At 40.9% G+C, this 19799-nt stretch carries 8 protein-coding genes; 1 reads left to right on the forward strand and 7 read right to left on the reverse strand.

Going from position 1 to position 19799, the window contains the following annotated elements; translation table 11 throughout:
* From A2W93_09690 to A2W93_09720, 7 genes are all read right to left on the reverse strand, one after another.
* On the reverse strand, positions 1-7407 hold the full coding sequence (locus A2W93_09690; GenBank protein OFY54578.1) for a hypothetical protein: 7407 nt from the start codon (positions 7405-7407) through the stop codon (positions 1-3).
* Positions 7358-8056, reverse strand: a complete 699-nt coding sequence (locus A2W93_09695; GenBank protein ID OFY54579.1) for a hypothetical protein — start codon at positions 8054-8056, stop codon at positions 7358-7360. Before A2W93_09695 ends, A2W93_09690 begins: the two co-directional genes overlap by 50 nt.
* A 2-nt stretch (positions 8057-8058) precedes the next feature.
* Positions 8059-14304 (reverse strand): hypothetical protein, encoded by a 6246-nt coding sequence (locus A2W93_09700; GenBank protein OFY54580.1) that lies wholly within the window; start codon positions 14302-14304, stop codon positions 8059-8061.
* Positions 14305-14314: 10 nt separating this feature from the next.
* Positions 14315-14854: a hypothetical protein gene (locus tag A2W93_09705; GenBank protein ID OFY54581.1), complete on the reverse strand. Its 540-nt coding sequence runs from the start codon at positions 14852-14854 to the stop codon at positions 14315-14317.
* Positions 14851-15393: a hypothetical protein gene (locus A2W93_09710; protein ID OFY54582.1), complete on the reverse strand. Its 543-nt coding sequence runs from the start codon at positions 15391-15393 to the stop codon at positions 14851-14853. Before A2W93_09710 ends, A2W93_09705 begins: the two co-directional genes overlap by 4 nt.
* Before the next feature lie 3 nt (positions 15394-15396).
* Positions 15397-18504 (reverse strand): hypothetical protein, encoded by a 3108-nt coding sequence (locus A2W93_09715; GenBank protein OFY54583.1) that lies wholly within the window; start codon positions 18502-18504, stop codon positions 15397-15399.
* 135 nt (positions 18505-18639) lie between these two features.
* Positions 18640-19029, reverse strand: a complete 390-nt coding sequence (locus A2W93_09720) for a hypothetical protein (GenBank protein ID OFY54584.1) — start codon at positions 19027-19029, stop codon at positions 18640-18642.
* A 297-nt stretch (positions 19030-19326) separates the two neighbouring features.
* On the opposite strand from A2W93_09720, the gene A2W93_09725 reads away from it, so the two are divergent.
* The gene (locus A2W93_09725) at positions 19327-19647 is read left to right on the forward strand and encodes a hypothetical protein (GenBank protein ID OFY54585.1); all 321 of its coding nucleotides are present in this window, start codon (positions 19327-19329) and stop codon (positions 19645-19647) included.
* The last annotated feature ends 152 nt before the right edge of the window (positions 19648-19799 follow it).

Below are 19799 nucleotides of genomic sequence, written 5' to 3' on the forward strand. Positions count from 1 at the left end.
TCAAAACATTGGGACATTAGTATCAATTGCTTTGTTTCCAGTAGTTTCATCTTTTGCAAACTTTGCCCGTTCCAATTTCCATTTTTTTATTGCTTCATCCACTGATTCTCTAAAAACAACAGAACGTTCTTCTATTGATTCAGTAGGCTTTGGATTGTTTGGAGAGTAAACATTTGTCCCATTATTGGTGTATGGCCCCTCAATATCTCCAGCATAACTGCAAGATCCACTTGGCCCAACGGCTTCAATTCCTACACTAACAGCAAATGCTTGAGCTATACCACCCTTTAGGCCAGTATAACAAGAGCCTAAGTTTACTACAGCATTTGGAGAAAAGGACTCTCTGAGAAAGTTAGCAACGTCATCACTAGCAATGGATAAACCACCTCCAAGTAATAACTCGTTGGAATTTGAATGATTTAAAAACACTAAATCAGTTACATCTTCCGTATATTCTTTTCCTGATTCATCCATTTTTGATCGATTATTAACATAGTTGAAAATGTCCTGTTCGCTTGAATAATAAACAATTTTAACTCCGCTTTCCCTCAATTTAAAGATATACCTTTCCCCTCTTATACGGTCAGCTATATCGTTTCTATTAATCAACACTGTAGTCTGTTCTCCTGAACTACTTAACTTTTTTGCGTGATGGACTGCTCTTCCATAGAAATTATTTTCCCGGGTCATGTATTCATCTGGACCTCCCTGAACACCCACAACAATCACATTTTCTCTTCCATCTGGGTCAATTACTGCGATCGGGTCGCAATATCCAAAATGATAAGGCGAGTATCCCGGATATTTCACGGCCATCGGATCGCAAGCCATCCATCTCCCAAGCCGGCTATCATACAACCGCGCACCAAAATCATAGGCACTTCCGCTGGATTCGAAAAGCTCATCAACTTTCTCTTTGCCATTGAATCCGAAACGGTAGTTGTCCGAATTCGAATTTCTTCCCGGCATGGCGGAGCCAAAGGGATAGTAATCGGTGCTTGAAATTACATCGGCAATATAGTGGTCGAGATTGCTGCCATAAGGCACTGCAATGCGGCGGTCGGAAATGGTGGTCTGAACATTGCCTAAGTGATTCGAAATCTCGTATTGTTTGTGGGCGAGAGTTTGAGAATAGGCATTCACACAATGTTCTGTGCAAGCCATTACAACCGTTGCTATACCCCATGATATACCAGTAAACAGCCCTGAGCTGCCATCAATGGTTGCCGTAAAGTTGCGTGTTTTTTCGGCGGCAGCCACATCGTTGAGCACTCCAAGTCGGCTGCTACCATAGAGGTAGGTTTCCTGCAAGTCGTAGTTGGCTCGGTAGCTGCTGCCTCCCAGCGGTGTATAGGTTTGCTCGTAGGTGGCCATGGTTTGGCCTTGTGCATCGAGGCTGTACCAAGTGTATGTCCAAGCCGGTTGCGTGCTCAAAACACCGCCCGTGCGTGGTTTCACTATTTTGCAAATACGGTTACCCATAGGATCATAAACGAACTCGAGGTCCGATTTAGTACTTCCGCTGGTACGCGTCACCTTCTTCACCTTGCCATACACGTTCCATTCAATGGAGTTTATTTGTTCAGCTTTATCCTGAATCAAATTTCCAACTTCGTCGTACATAAAGTTCCAAGTGGCATCGTCGGTCTCGTCGAAGGTGCCCTGATTTGGGTCGTCGATATCGGTGGTGTAGTTAGATGTATAAAGGGGATTGTCGTTATACCCCAGCAATATGTTGTTCATGCGCCGGTCGTTGTAGCCACTTAGCCCATTGGTAGTATATCCGTAGCTCAGATTGTCCATGTTAAAATTTCCAACCTCTCCGTTTCGGAGCAAAGATAAAATATTTCCGTTAAAATCATAGGTATATAAAGAATGATATGCCTGACTTTCTCCTGACCCGCTTCCCCATTCATTATAATCCAGAATATCCGGATCGTTATACATTGTTGCTTCTTTCAGACGATTAAGCTTGTCGTATCTAAAAACATATCCTTGCAAATCCATCATCTGCTCCTGAGTGTTGTACAAACCTGTATTCCATGCTGCAATATTACCATTATACAAGTCGTAAACAGCTGTATAATAATCGGAACCATTATCAATGGTTGGTTCAAATTCGGGATTGCGCCCACTGTAGGTGCTGTTGCAAATAACTACATCGGCTGGGTCTTGTTTATAATAGGTAAGTGCAAAACCAAAAGCATCTTCGCCAAAACAGGCATCGAGGTTATTGGTACTGCCCGATATTCGTCCGTTGCCATCGAGCCCTGGGTCGCGATTGGGTTTCAGGGTCACAGAGTTGATGGCTTTGAGCCAACCATTGATGGTATAAACATAGTCGAGTCCTTGCACATGGTATTGGCCCAACTCCAAACGGGCCATGGTGCCCATGCTGTTGTAGAGTTGTTTTGCATCCTGCGTCCACACAAAACCATCGCGACTGGTGAAAACGGCCCGCAGGCGATTATTCACATCGTAACTATAGCGGTGAATGAATTGGTCGAACTTTCCGCTCTGATATACCAGTTGTTTCACATTGCCCGAGAGCAAATCGTAGGTGTAATCGGTGCGGGTAATCTGCATCCACAAAGGATCGAGTTCGGGAATATCGCACAACACCGTTTTGGCGTTTCCATGCACGTCGTAGCTATAGTGTATGGCACTCTCGTAGGTACCGTCGTTGTTCTCATCTTTAGTGACACTACACACGCGGTTGCGAATATTTTCCTGCCCGCTGGTGCCAAACTGAACGCCAATGCCGCTGAGGCTTTCATCGTACCAGGTCCGCATCACCTGGCTCAGACTGCCTGTTGAAATGGTGCTGTACCATGTTGTATAATAATCATCGGTTGTTGCATCATTATCCTTGTACACCATGAACGATCGTGTCTCATCATACGGATCCGTTTCCTGACCGATCACAGAGGGATCGTCGTACAAGCTGGCCTCTCCGGTTTCTTTGATTCGACCAAAGTCGTCGTAAACGGTGTAAGAATATCGACGGTAATCGTTGATGCCGGTTTGCTGTTTTTTGTTTTGCGACACAATAATGCGCCCCTTATCGTCGTAAAAATATTTGGTGGTGGAGCCAAGTTCGTAGGAATTGGCTGCGAGTTTTTTCATCCCATCAGGGATGGTTTGTTCGGTCACCAGCTGATAGCTGTTATATTCGTAGCTGGTTACCATGCTGTGGTCGGGATACACAGATGGGTAAGACGTCGGATTGTTGCGGTGATTCTGAACCTGAGGAAGGTCGAGCACTGCAATCGGATGCACGCCTTCGGGCGGCACAGTGCGTACCAGATTACCGGCCTGGTCATAATAATACAGCGTGTACAAAAACTCATTGCTTTGGTAGTACACTGCAAAATGTTCACGGCCTTCAATATTGTTGAGGGCCATCTCGTTGTATGCTGCGATGGTGAGCGGAAGTTGCTGATTGAGCAACTGATTGTAGAGCAGCTGCTCCTGAAAATCGGCTTCAATCTGATTCTGATTTTCGCAATCGGTTATCAATTCTTCCAATGTGGGCTCTTCGGGATCGAAATCGATACACGATAAATACGTTGGAAAACCATAGCTCTGAAGGGTAGTCCACGACGGGTTGCTGCTGCTGCATTCGCTCACCCAGCGGCTTACATCGGCATCACTGAAAGTTGTGCCAAACAAATCGTTCAGTTCGCTGGCCACTGTGGCCGGATCGTTACCGTTGTCTTCGTAAAAGTTGGTAAATATATCGCAACTACAGGTAGCTTGGTTGCTCGAATACAAATGAACTGGAACTTCGCAACCAGCATCGTAGCAATTTGTAACCACATCTTCGAAGGTGTACCAGTCTTTTGGGTTGTTGGGCCCTACCGCATAGGTGCCTTCGTCATCGCCCCAGAAGCCATTGGCTTCGCCGCAACTGTTTTCGCAGATTTCAATCAACCAGCCTTGTACTTCTTGAGTGGTATAGCTACCACTCAGTGTGCAGTTGGAGAGTTCGAATATCCACCCAGCTGCTGCATCTTCGCAGTTGGTGTTGCACACAGTGCTTTCTGACATATACGTCGAAATATTCGACATGAATCCATACATCAATTCGCTTCCATTCTTTGCAGGACAAGCATCGCCAAGCGCTTCAAAGATGAAGTTGGTACCATAGCGAACAGACATACCTGCATATGTTGTTGGGCTTGTAACAACACCATAATTATCGGTTTCGAGTAAGCTGTTGCTACATTTTTCCTTACCGTTAAAATACAGCATGTATTCCCTAAAAAACTGATATACAGAACGAAAATAAGCAAACTTACTCATCTTACCCGTGCCAGTACCTATCAACCCATTGGCTCCGTGCAATGTTTGAAAAAAATCTTCAGTAGATTGGGCAACTCCAGTCCCACCTCCAGTAATATCGTCCGGATCTTCTATTACATACCATATACTGTAAAAAACGTCGTAATTGGGTTCATAAAAGAATTTAGTCAGATAGGTTGCCATAGTCTCCAGATATGAATGGCCTTCGCAGAAATCTTCTTTACACTCAATAAGAGGATCAATTTCTCCAGTAATTAGTGTATTATCAATACAAACATAAGCGACATTATCCGAACTCACCCCACTGGAGTTGCAATCGGGATTTATTGTTGCTGGATTAAAATATCCCTCCAAAATAGCAGTTGCATCGTCATTACAATTTACCATGTCCAAATAATACTGATCCGAAGGAGCCATTCCATTATCACCACCACTGCCACATGTGTACAAGCAATGTTGTTCGTACTGACAATACTCTGGATGAAATGGCAACAGTAATTCATCCCAGAATGCACCGTAGGTCTGGCTGTTCCAGCTTGCTTCTTCGTCGTCCCACGCCTCGCGAACTTCGTCCCAGGTGGTAAAGCTGTATCCACCGCCAGAGGCGTTGATTACATCGTCGAGTATATCGGTACTGCTTTGTGCATCGATATATTCCATCATATAGTCAATATATCTATTCTCATAGCCAGTTGTTTCATTGTAATAATACTGGCTTATCATAAGTCCACCGTTACCATCCGAAACCAAGTGTGCAGGCAAGTTATCAAAATACTGTCCGCCAGGACTCATATCGTGCTGCATCAGCCTGCGGGTAAACTCACATGGGCTCTCACTCATAATGGGTTGTTCGCCACACGACTCTTCCACACAATTTACCATAAGCAACCATGCTGCAGAAGCCGATATCACTACGCCTTCTTCATCAATATAAATGGTATCCCCTTGGGCATCCAAACCCAACACGTATTTCATGCGGCATACATTTTCACATTCGAACAAACAGGGCGATGGCATCAACTCTGGCACTTCTACACAGGTTTGAAGATTGGCAAAATTCGCTTCTATCCATTCAACTGGGCTATCGCTCAGGGTTACTCTCTTCACGATGGTGTATTCGCCTGGACCTGGAGGGGTGAAATCAAAATAAATGATACTCACATCGCTTTCGTCGTTAAATTCGTAGTGGGTGCCAGCAACGATTGGTCCATTTGCATCAACCTCGTCGCCATACTCGTCGAATGCATAAATGCTCACGTTGTATTTGGCTGTAATATTATTGGGCATGCATTCTACTGCCCCGCTTGTGCCTGTTAACGCATAGGCAAAATGAAACACCTGTGCCGACGAAGTCGCAAACACCTGATAGGTTGTTACACTCGCATTGTCCTGTACTTCGTTGAGCAGCATCAGGTCGTTGTTCACAGTGCTGCTTCCTGGCGCATTGTCTACAGACAGAAGGTCATCGGCGTTACCCCCGTCTATAGATGTGGCTATCACCCGACCATGAAGGTCGCTGATGCTGTAGCTTATCTGACCATTGCCATCGACCATTACCTGCTTATGATAGTTCTCGGCTATACCTACTTCGTTGCCAAAGAGCATATCAATCTGGTTCTGGTCGGCATTGCAACTGTAAACCATCACACCATGATTGCTGCCAGCTTTAAAATCGGAGCCAGCCAAAAAACTTCCGCGAACACGACCTGTTCCATCGCTACGATAAATCGTGCGACGATATGGATAGCCATCGGCATTGGGCAACCACGCCTCGAGTCCTTGCTGGTTGATATTCTGGTCGGAATAAAAATTGCCACTACCATCGCTGGTACTCATGACATTGGGTTGGTATAATTTCAAATCGCCATCAATGTCATCCTTGTCAAATCCACCATTGAAATCATCATAAAATATGAGTCCTACATTGGGGGTCGATGATGGCAAAATCTCAGCAGCAACTCGCCCTTGATAGTCATAAATGGCCTCGCCAACTATAGCTTTTTTCTCTTTGCCATTAATAAAGCCTATGCTTTGGCGTACATGACCCAATCCATCTACGTATTGTATCTGCTCCTGATAATTACCTTGCTCGGTATAGCTCACGCTGTATTGCCAGTTCTTTTCTTCCTCCAGTCCACTAAAATAGTATTTATGCGCCGTCGGGATGTCTTCAATGTATGCACTTCCGCCTGCATCGTAGCTCCAAAGGGTTTGCTCAAGGCTCCCTACATAGGAACTATAGTAATAATAGCCTTTCCCGCGTACACGGTAAACTATCGCTCCACTGCTATAACCCATCGGTATGCGAAACCAGTTGTTGGTCGTATTAATGCGATATGCGTTGCTGAAATCTACTTCGTACTTATCGGGTGCTATATTGGTAATATCTGGAATATCAACAAAAACCCATTCAACATCATAACTCTCGGCTCCATAAACAAATGGCCACGATATGGACAAACTTCCGGGCTGCTGAAAGGTGGTTGCACATACTCCTACTGTTGGGGTACTGAAGATGTCTATCTTATAATACCGATTGGTGCTTAGCTCTACATCCAACAACAAATCGCTCGGTGCACTGCTTATACTGCCTGTATAACTAATGTTGGTAATGGTCAATTCGGCTTTGTAGCCTCCATCGGCATAGTTCTTTACTATCTCGGTTTGGTATTCTCCACTCGGGTCATACTCAACCATCAACTGCTGGTTGGTGTAGTCGTAGTAGCTACCACTGGCAGAATATAACCGAAGGGTGTAGGTAACCGTACAACTCCACGATGTTGAATAATAGTTCAATGTATTGCTCTGATCGTAATAAAAACGCACGTTTACCTTGCTACTGTTGTTTACAAAATAATCCTGATAAGTGCTCGGATTGGCTACCATGTATTCATAGTGCTGATCTTCTACTTGTATTTTTGCACCATTTATCAATGTGGTGCCCCGCAAACCGTCTAAAAGGGTTTGGGTGGAGGAAAACGCCGAAACCGAAATGCTTGTAAACGCAATTACCATCAACAACCGAAAGCCTTTAATATTCATAAGAGTCGCTTTAATGTAATTGAACAACTTTATAGTCTGAAAAATCACCAACACCATCATAAGTTCCTTGAGATTTCTTCACATAAGATTTCAAATCGAACCACGATTTACTTATCGATTCATTAATGAGTGTTTTTGTAAACTCAACAACAACTTTTCGAAAAACCACCCCCTCATAATCGCTGTAAAAATATTCAACCCGCAAAAGTTGATTCGTCTCATTCTCAACAGACATTTCAATACGCTCAATACCAAGTCGCTTTACCGCGCCTGTTTCAATAATGCTCATTCCATCTTTCGATGACACCAATTTATAATTCATTTCTTCGTCGGAAAAAGAAGACCACGGAGTGTCAAAATCAGGAATTTGCTCCTTTTGCATTCGAATCGATTTGGCAACCTTGTCGATAAGAAGAACATATCCCGACGAGGTAAGCACCGAAATCCGATCGAAAGCATCGTGATAAAAGAGGTTTTTTTGCTTCCGCGTCGAAGCGGTTATTATTTGTGCTGGCATCTGATCGTTAGCACCAGAAAACATATTCACTCTCATCTCTATTTCGTACGACAATGCAGTAGAATACCTCTTAGCAACATTGAGGCAACGGGTCAATGCACCCGAATCCTGAGCTTCAGTATTATCAGGAATCAGAAGAATTGATGCAAGCACCAACAAAAACAGTATGTATCTACTCGAAATACTTTTCATAACTAATAGCTTTGTCTAACGTTTTTCCACATACTACCCACCGAAGTTCTGCCTTTGGCAGTCTCCCTAAGCACATTCATGATTCCACCTTCGTTGTTATAAACATAGATGGTGGCAAAATTCTGATCGTCGAGTTCGGCTTTCAGTTGCATGGTTTTTGCGTCAAATACCATGGTTTTCATAGAACTATTGAACGGATGAATCCGAATATCGTCAAAGTATGTTCGAGTTCCCGACGAAAGAATTACTTGGAAACTGGCAAAGGTTCCAGCAGGAATTTCAAATTCGCCATACATTCTTCTCCAGCCATCAATCTGGTCGCCGGTATTGGGCAATGTGATTGTTTTAATGGTGCTGCCATTGTATTTAATGGTTGCAACAGCACTATATGCATGATTTCCGGTTATATTCACCCAGGCACTGAAAACATATTTTTTGGTTCCCGTTGCAGGAGGTTCAGGCATAAAATACGGATTGTTATTTTCGGTAGGCGACGATACGGTTGTGTACGATACGTCTGCACCATACGAAATCTGAAGGCTATATCCGCCTGTATGGGCATAATCAGGATTAAGTATAGGAGCATCACCATCGCTGCCCATTTTAAAGTTCAGATGACCATGTCCTTTATTAAAAACATAGTTGCCTCCGGCATAATCTTCGAAACCATCGAAAGCCATTTCGAAATAGCTGCAATTGCTGGCAGCTGCCACAGCAATATCGCGCGCACCTTCAATATAATGGCCGTAGAGTGCTGAATTTTTGTTATTGAGAATATCCTGATTTTCGAGCGCCCAGCCAAATGGTGAGTAGCGCGACATTTCCGAATTCTTTCTCCACTCATCAGAATTGGTTCCTGAAACCCAATCGTATATCGAGAAATAGGCATATTCGCCATCGTCCGAAATATCGTTTTGTGATGACGATTCGTGTACACGATTTACTAGGAAAGTATGACTACTCTTATTGAACCAACGGCCTTTTGCACCATATCGATATGGATTCTGCACCGATCGCGAACTAAGCGGCTGCCCATTCACATCCGGATCGTTGATGTCGGCATAATTAAATGTCCAATTGTCACTAAATTCAGTAGATTGTGCATGAAGAACCCCTACCATACATTGTTCAAAGCAATGTTGTGGATCATTCCACACTCCAATTATTTCTCTAGTAGTAGTTCCGTCAATAAAGTGACCAATTAAGTGATCATCATAAAAATCAATTGCTGTGATTTTTTCAGTACTACTAAAATTGTTTGCAGCAAAAACAATGGTAGCTGAGCACTTATCTGCATCATTTATTCCAATTCTTACAATTGGAAGATTATCTGTATTAACACCATATGAAACTTCGTTACCAGAACAGTCTGTATAACTTAAAGTAACACCATTCCAACAATAACTAGGCATTTTGTTATCGCAAAAAACATACAATCCTCCATAAGAACTTAAAGCGTAATTAATTGCATCAAACAAAGGGTTTGAAATAGATTGCGATAAGGGATTTCCTAACGTAACAATACTCCCGCAGCCAAGCCCGGTCATATTTCGTTTTCCGGAACGAACTGTAGTGATATTTAGCCCTGTAGCCGATGTAGTTTGCCCAGTTTCATCAATCAGATTTATAGAGTTGGTACCAACAGAATTAACCCACAATTTTTCGTATGTGGGTGGTGTCCCATATTGTGCAAAAATTTCGTCGCCTGGAGTATAGAAAGAAAGCTGAGTACTTGATAATCCCACATCGCCTCCAGAGGCCATGCTCAACCCTCCTATCGATAATCTGTAATTATCATTAGCCGATTCCATTCCGGGATAGTAGCTATGAGCCATATAATTATAAGTAAAAACTGGCTCACCGAACTCATTAAGAGCTTGGGAAAGCACCGGATCGCCGGTTGCGGCATCGTAAACCAGATTCTGCACTTCGGATCTTTGACCCTCACCCTTTGAAACAACTTTATCCAGAATTCCGTTTCGTTGAATTACCTTCATGGTAGAAAGTATTTGCACTGTACTTTCGTCAAAGAAAACATCGGGCAATAGAAATGGGACAAAAACTGGAGGAGCAACTTCAAGGTTGATTTGAATTCCCTCTGATTCAACTACAGTGTGATTCTCGTTGTCCGAAACAAACAAGTCGCGCTCAACTCCCATTTCTTCGGTACTTAATGTACCATCGGGGAACTGAACCTGAACGATATTGTTTAGAACATTGGCTCCATTTGGATTGTACGGACTCTGAGTTTTATAGATATAACTTGTTTTTGATATAGGCTCAATTGTAGGGTCATAAGGATTGTCGTTTGTCTTATAGGTCGAAAGAGCCTCAAGCTTCCCATGCATATTATTCAGTGTAATCAGATAACCCTGCGAGAAAGCATTGTTGTTGTACTTTTTCGAACCAATAAAAGGGATAAAAACAGTTTGTTTATTTCGCAGTTTAGCAATATCGGTAAATTCTTCTGTTACAGGGAAGTCTTTTGCGGTATAAAAATCGTATCGCGTGATACCCGCACCACTTTTCTTGAATTCAATCCCTGCAGGTGTGATATTGCTCACAACGACTTGGCTATATCCAACAACAGGGGAAGGATAATAATCTTCTGTCAGTGGCTTTTCAACATTGAACATTCGATATTCCTTCTTTTTATCACCACTATAGGTTTCCAGCCGATAGCGGCAGGCGTTTTCGTCACCACCAGCCAATGGTTCATAAGATGCTACTCCCGAACTACGTCCATCGGGCAATCTGTATTCGAACGATTGTCCGTAGTCGGAGCTCTGCCCTGCAGATACATCGTTCCAGTTATCGTGGTACATTATTTTTGAAACACGGTGACCTCCACCATATTTTATTCCATCGATGGTCGGGATACGAACAAACGAAGGACGATACTTGGAATTATTTGTACTTAACAACATCTTCGAGGCATATTGATTAATATGGCATGTAGTATACAAGCCCATCAAGGTCTGAAATGTGTTTTGATATAATGCGATAAACTGAGTTATCAATTCTCCGATAAAACCATTGTGGCTCAACGAAGGGTTTAGCAATTCAGGTCTTGAGTAATACATATACTGCCATGCAGCTTTCGAGAACGGATGTGTGTTCCCGCTATTTTCGTGCACCGGAACCGCTTCAAGTGTTATAAATCCGCAATGAACTCCTCCATAATCAACAACACCCCAGGAACCAGCATCCTTAGATACTTTAGCATACCCTTCCACATAATCGTAGGCTTCATCAAGTCCGTACTCCGATCTATCCATCAAGTCCATGAAAGCTTTAAAATACAATTCATCCTGAGCCAATACATAATTAAATATGGAATCGGCAGTCGTGTTACTATTATCCAGTTCGAAATATATTCTTCGTGTATTTTTATCAACCCGGCCAAAGTCGGTTATTCCATCAACAACTCCGTTCGCATCGCCAGTTGCTATAATTCTAGCCATCTCCATTGCTGGCTTATCCTGGACATAACCATAATCGTCGGGTTCGTATGTTATTTCTATACTTGCCCCACTTGGAAGGTTAATTGTTTTCAGATTCCAGACGCCAGCATTTGTATTTCTGTCTGAATAAGATGAAAGCTGATTGGTGTACGGATTATCGACAGAGGTAACCGTATTGCCTGGATTTGTCCCAATTACTCGCTCGGGCTGATAGGTTCCCCATCGGTCGGTTTGCCCCATGGAATAATCAGGATTTTCGGTAGATTGATTGTAGTCAAAAGTATATGGGCTCTGGGCTCCCTTTTTATTCTTCTTGTATGTGTAATAAACACTTGTGAGTGTAAGTTTCCCAGTTTCATCTATTCCAGAAACTCTATTTGGAATTCCCTCACACAAACTGTAACTATAGGTGAAATGCACTGTTTTTTCCGGAATCATCAACGCCAAATTTCCATAATTATCGCATGTTTTGCTGAATAAGGCAATACTATCCAGTTTTTGCGGAATATTATTAGCATCCATTCCTGCATTATTTTCTAAATCAACTCCACGTGCATCTTCGCGGTCGCTTACGTAAAAAACAGCAATATGTGTTTTGGTTTCAATTGAATTGATATAATACAATTCTTTCTCTCCATACATGTAGGTTGCTTTATCATCGCCATCTTTCGAATAGTAACCGGGGCTGTAGTTAGCATCAGTAAATGGAATTCTCCATTTGTAATTGCTGCTTGTTTTGCTGTAATTCACTTTTACATAATTACCAAAATCGTCGGGTGTTGGCCCATCGCCTTTAATATCGATGTAATCGGACGAAACAACTGATGTTAGCAAATAGCTCGAAGCATAAGCTGGCATTGTGTTTTTCATAAAGAGATTGTCGTCTCCATTGTTATTATCAACCGAAGCATCAACGTCTAAATAATCAACTGTTTTCACTTTATCGTTTGCTTGATGGTCAACCGAAAAAACAGCGTCAACTTGCTTGTTGTTATAAACCGGAAGCCCAAATTCGTAACGGCTTCCATCTGTATTTAATATAGAATACAAACCAATTTGATTTTCAGGACGGGAATTATAATTATATGAATAGGCCGTTGATAAGGATTCACAGGGATATTGTCCTGAACTATAAAGATTATCCTGTACTCCCAAGCCATAATTATTCAACTCTGAATTGGTAAAATATTCAATATTCTGTGAAACCTGATCGCGATATTCACGATAATTGTCTTCAAGTTTACCCCCAGAGTAATTGCACAGTGCTTTTGCCCTTATTGTATAAAAAGATCCGGTTGTGAGAGCTGTATGAAAATATGGCACCAAACGCAACCCAATACATTTATCATTACCAATTCTCGCATCCTCGTTGTGTTTTCCCACACCTGTTTCTGCTGTCGAAATATAATAGCTTGATCTATATCCAGTCTTTTTAGCAACATAGTTGTTTTTCGCATAATCTTGAAGCAGGTCGTCGCCACCAAGCCAATGCCCACTGCTTCCATACATATCCATTCCAGAAAAGTTTCCACCGAAATGAGTTGAAATGCTTGTTGAAGCAGAAAACTCTATCCCCATTTGCATGTCAGAAGTTTGTGTCTTAACTTTAACAGGAGATAATACGGGGATATCAGATCGTTTTGATCTGAAATTCAAACCTAACCCAACAGCACTTGCTGAATATATATCATAAGTATGATTGGGCATTGGTACAAAAGAGAGCTCTTTTGATTGAGCATATGATCTTCCATAGCTTAAATCTCTTTGGTAATTATGCAACGGATTATGTGGCTCATCATACATGTATCCAAGAACCTTGTAACTTCTTTCCTGATCTTTTTTTGCTATTGCAAACTCAGAATAATATCCTTTGACAACCTTTGCAGTCGAAATCCCTGGAGCAGTTTCATTCCCAACCTTTACTTTAAACCCTACGCTGGTACCAGTCATTGGAGTTTCGATTGCTGGTGGATAATTTTGACGCAATGGCAATGACACACTGAACATGTTTTTTGAGTCATTCCCCGATTTGCAATAGGCAGACCCATTGAGTGCAGTAAGGCCCTCATAAGAGTTGAGAGAAATATTCATTCCCAATCCATAATTAACACCATTAATTTTCGCTAAAGGATACTGTAATCCAAAATCAGGAGAATATCCGGTATTGGGATCATAAGAAATACTAGCATCAAACCCAAGGTTCCCAACCAAAGGACCATATAAACCAGCGTCCACATTAATTCCTATTCCTGAATAACTATCATAATATATTCCGCCACCCGCATTAAAACCATCAACAGGAATACCAAAAGCTTCTGTAGGGATACCACCTGTTTTAATTCCCTGAAAATCCACTCCGATAATCCAATGTGGTTTCATGTTCGATTCGCGGGTATATTCTTCTTCTCCGCTAAAATCGTCGGGCATCCCCCTCATACTCCGATTAATTGCACCCACGTTGAGCGACCAGCCCAAACCTACCCAAGAAGCTTCCTGATCCATAGTAATACCTGCATTATAATCAAGATTAATAGGAAAGCCACCATCCATTCCAGGAATAGTGAGTAAATTCATTCCATATTTAAAATCACCTGTAAAAGGATCTACCATATCTGTCGATCCACTTGAGTATCCCGATTCATACTCACTCTGAACTGGCCCTCCAGTAAGAGCAAAAGTACGAAGTGGATAAAGCATACTGTTTAGTAGCATTACTGCCATAAATACCGCTACATATTTTAAGCTTCCGCTTTTCCTCAGTCTGCTGATAAAACCGTGTGTCATAGCACAATAATTAGTTACTTATTTGGGGTAATCTCTCTACATCTTTCTGCTTGAAAGAAAAAATAATGGGGCCAGTCCCCAATGCAAGCCCATCGTATACAAACCTGAAATCACAATTATGCGATTTTGAATCAAATAGAACAGAATAAGATTCGAAGGGCGAAATATTGAAATTGTTTTCGTACAAAACTAGGTCGCTCCGGCACGTATCGCCACCTTGAACTAGTCTAAAATTTTCTTCATTAATCAACTGAAAAGCCGCACGATCGGCCAACTCGGCAGGTCGGATAATTCTGAAAACAAAAGAAAAAGCAGAATCTCCATCAATTATTTCAGTATCTGGGCTCATGTCTCTTTTGTCCAACTTTCTTTTTATCTCTAAATAACTTGAAGGGCAATACTGAATATTGAATTCATATTCGCCCACAGTTTTAGTTTTCCGAAGACCGTTTTCCTCATCCTCAACCCATTTAACATATTCAGCAGGACTAACTCCTGAACAAGAGCACAACAGTATCAATATCATCAAAGAAAGGATGTTTTTCATCATTGCTCTCCCAAATATGCTTGATTGATAAACACTACAATCTCGTCTGTAATATCAATTTCTTCACTGCCAAACATTATCGTTCCATCTCCTTTGGCGCCAAGTATTAATGAATAATTGCGCTGTTTCCCATATTCCTCAACATATTGATTTATTTGAGTAAACACTTCCTCGTTGTATTTATTCAACATTTCCTGATTATTATTGGCAAACGCCTTATCCAAATACTGAATCCGGGAATAAAGCGAATCGCGTCTAGCTTCTATCAGTTTAAATGAAGCACTTCCGTTGCTCGACTTGTTCAGTTCAGAAATCACTGTTGATAATTCTACTGTCATTGAATCCAAAAATACTTTTTGCTTGCTAACATTAGCTTCAATGTCGGCTTGATATGTCTTGCTCAACTCGAACTCTTTAATTACTTTTGAAATATTGACATATGCAACCCGTTGCGGCGATTGGTATGTAACCAAAACAAAAATGGCAGTAACCAACGACAAAAAAGTAGAAAACAGAAGGATATAGAAATATATTTTTTTCATGACTTACAATTTAAATCTCAGATACGTCAATTCATTTTTGGAATTAGAAACTTCAATTATATAGTACTCTCCTGCTACAAATCCCGGAATACCAGTAAGATTAAGAGTGACTTTATTCTGACCTTTCATTATTACCGACAATGGTGCATTTGAAGGAGTCTGTGAACCATCGCTGGAAACACTTGCAATGATGTTCATTTCTTTATCATATATTTTATATTCAAGATACTTGTCGGGATTATCACTTACATTATATTCCTCCCAGTAATAGAATTTCACTCTTCTCCCGACAGCTATATAGTAGCCTCCATCCAGAACCTCATTTAACTTTGTATAGGCTGGTAAAACCTTCATAATTGCCGAAGCAGCAATCCCTCTATTCAGATTGAGCAAGGTATAATAAGCAGGATCGAGCGGATACTGAGAGGACCCCCGTTTTTCATACACACTGTCAATAATTCCCAGAGAATTAACACGGAAGCCAATGGATGAATCATCAATCAGAGACGTGTCTCCTTCAAATGAAATTTCATAACTTAAATATCCCTCCAATGGTACTGTGGGATACACCATAAAAGTATCGGGAACAAAAAAGGTTGTATCAATTCCCGAGCCCGTCAAAGTTGCCATAACAGTATCTTCATCCGCAAGGATGTTGTTTTTCAGAACAGGAATATTCAGAAATAAGATGGGCTCGTTGGCTCCTATTGAAGGCAGGCTTCTCCTGACACGATTATAAATATCAGCGTTTATTCCGGAAATCGCACTCCCCGCCTGTGTACAAGGCGAAAACAAATCAATATCCAGGTCATCTGTAACAGGATCAGAATACAGCGGATCAGCACTGATCGAATGTTCATCGCCGTTGCCAGTACCTGAGTAATGATCTTTTCCTTGCCATGAAGATAATGTGTTGTATTGTATTCCTCCATGGACCGCTACTTTGGCTCCATTGGGATTGTAAAAACAGTTATAATCACAACTGGCAAAAGTTCCGGAAATAAGACTCAGATTGTAATAGGAACTATTACCAGTAGAAACGAAAATATTGTCTGAGAGTGTTGTGTTAGTAGGTACATCGCTAGTGGTGCCGATGAAATTGGTCTGTGCATTCCTGAAGTTGTTGTATGCAAAAAGGTTGTCCTGAGAGGATGTCAGCGAAATGCCATTTGTGTTATTCACCAGATAATTGTTATATACTTTGGCGTACTTGAGATAAGAAGCCTTTATTCCATATCCGCCGCTGATAATGGTGTTTCCTGAAATGGTGTCAATGTAGGACGAGCTACTGCCTGAGTAATTTATAAAAACACCATAAGTACTATTTCCGGTACTGGCCAGAGAGATTTTATTATTAATGAGAACTATTTTGTCAATAATGGCAGATGCATGCCCATTAACTTTAATGCCGATTGAATCAACACTTATAATATTGTTGCATATTGTTGGATTGTTGGGCTTGGAATATATCGTTGAATACAAATAGTTTATTTGAATTGCCATCGTATTATCATGTAGACTTTGAATTGTATTGCTAGACAAATACAAATTGCTACATGCACCTGTAACTGAAATTAAAGTTTTACCAGCTGATTTCCCAACAATAAAGCAATTCTGAATTATTGCATTGTTTGCAGTGCCTGAAATCACCAAAGAATTCCCATTAATAACAATATTGCTATTCCCACTGTGTATTAAAGAATCATTTTTCACGATCATATTTTCGCTATAAGAATTGTTAATATTGAAGTATGATCCTGTTTGCGTATTATTCAGCTTCAGATTTTCAATCGTTACATAATCCGCATTGTTCAGATAAATATTGTGATTGCTTGCTGCGTTGTTGATTGTTGTGTAATTTTTTCCAGCACCGTGAACAACCAGCTGTCCTAAAGAGGAACCGCAATCGGCACTGGTGAAGGTAATGGCCTCTGTGTATGTTCCGGCATCGACAAAAATAGTGTCCTTTGGTCCTAGAATATATGTGCTGAGAATTGTGGAAACCGAAGCTTTTGGCGAATATGGACTTAGCCCGGAGTTACCGGAGTTGCCTACTGCTTTGCAAAACACGTCACCTGACGTGAAGTTGTCATTTACATAGTACTTGGTGCCAATGTAATACTTAATAACGACCTTCGGCCTTTCGGATGTTACCGCATTATCACTCGATCTGAATTGAAGCTGGGTGTAGTAATAGGACTCATTATCCAGCACCATTGTTACGCCATAATTGGTGTACGTTCCTGCAAACCAGTAGTTGACAAGATTGTTCATGTCAACTTTATAATTGGTATAATCATACGATGTACCGGGTGAAGCCGGAAGCACACTATATATTGAAGTATTGTAGGCAGGTGCATAAGTATATGTAACAGTAGATTCATCCCATGTTGCTGTATTGAGATAAACCTTTGATGCGTTTGAAATACAATTAGTTTCGCATCTGTGTCCCATTTGCGCCGGAGAATAACCATCGACACCATATAGGGACAAATCTGCATTAACAATTCTTGCGTTTGCTGGGAGTGATGGCATATCAAACTGAATCAGAGAGCGATAATTATAGGGTACACGATTTGTGGATTTTACTGCCCAGAAAAAGGTGTCAGTGCCAAAATTCAGAGTTGAATTACTTGCAATTCTGGCATCCTTGTTTGGGTATACAATGACTGAATCCTGAACTGCAAAGCTTGTTTTAACCTGATGAAACTGCCCACCATACGAGTAAATTTGAGCGTCCACAAACAGATCATAACTATTTGAAATGGTTGTACAGCTGTCAATTTTAACTCCGTTTTTCAAAAATAAAAGCTTAGTTCCGACCTTTTCAATTCTGAAGATATCGTTTAAGTCATAGGTACCTAAGGTGGTTAAAACTGTTAGTTTTTTTGTTTTCAAAACCCGGGTTGATCCAGAAAAGTCAAACAAAAAGCCAAATTTCAGCGAGTCATATACAATACTTGAGCTATATTCATATGAAAAGCCAAGCATCTTTTTCTTTGTCACCTCCTGGATTTTAAACTCTACCCAGCCATCCTGGCCCTTTGCAAGTTTATTGACTGATTCTGCGCCGGCATTCCAACCATCTGCGCCGGCGTTTTTTGTTAGCACATAGCTTTGAACTGATGTGTTGACAAATTTCTCCCATGTCACTAATTGTTGGCTGAATGTATTTATTGAAAGGAGTATTGCCAATAATAATAAAGGAGCTCGTAAAACAGAAATGCTTTTCATGGTTGTGAGACTTTAATTGACTATGATTTCTAAAATATTCTTTTCAATAATAATCTGCTGTGTATTCTTATAAACAATAAGCTTAAGCTCATATAAATCGGATGACACATTACCGAATATAATTATATGATAAGTTCCATAACTGGAAATATCGACGGGTGATTGAGACGTTGTCGAGGTATGAGCAGCTGAAAAAATGTTTACGCCATTAGGAAGATAATCATTCACTTCTCCTTTAAGAAATAGCAAAACAGAATCAGCATCTGAAATAGCACTATTCTGAATTACAATTTCGAGATTATACAGTGTGTCGAAATCACTTCTGACACCACCTGTTGGAGACAGTGACATAGTTATATCATTATTCTGACAGAAGCCAGTCGTAGATACGACAGCAAACATGAAAGCAAATATTATTCTCATATTAACCAATATTTGAGACCAAAAGTAGGAATATTAAATCTGTCACATATTATTGACAATATAGTCACAATTCGGCATGTTTTAATATTCTGATAAACTGACAGATACAAATATGGATTTAGATTTTACCTTTTATTATATATTGTGTCCAAACAAGACCTTAATATGATCACATAGAAACTTTACAATTATTCAATTCTAAAATATATGATTTGCCCCAGATGTTCATTTTCAAACGTCATCAAAGATGGATTTGTCCTTGATCGACAGAGGTATTTGTGTAAAAACTGCAAGTTCCATTTTACTGTCACCGTAAGGAAGCAGCGGTTCGAGCAATCAACTAAACGACATGCAATAATTTTATTCCTTACTGGACTTAGTATTACAAAAATCGAAAACCTAATCGGAGTAAAGCAAACAACCTTGTTCAAATGGGTTAAAGAGTTCGGGCCAAAATTCGGACTTATGAGAGCAGAACAATCGCCCACCGTTATTACAATGAGAACAAAAGCTGAGCATATGATCAGAATACTTGACGAAGAATGGATGCTGATTTACCGGGACGGGAAAATAGAAATCCGCAAAAAAGACAAGTAGCTACATTCCAGGGCCGATACTGCCGTTCATTTTAAACATGGGCAGGTACATGGAAATTAGAACGACACCCACAATCAGGCCTACAAAAATAATTATTAGCGGTTCCATAATGGTTCCCATCATTGCCGTGTTGTGTTCTGTATCCGAATCAT

The sequence above is a fragment of the Bacteroidetes bacterium GWF2_43_63 genome (genome assembly GCA_001769275.1).
Lineage (GTDB): Bacteria > Bacteroidota > Bacteroidia > Bacteroidales > DTU049 > GWF2-43-63.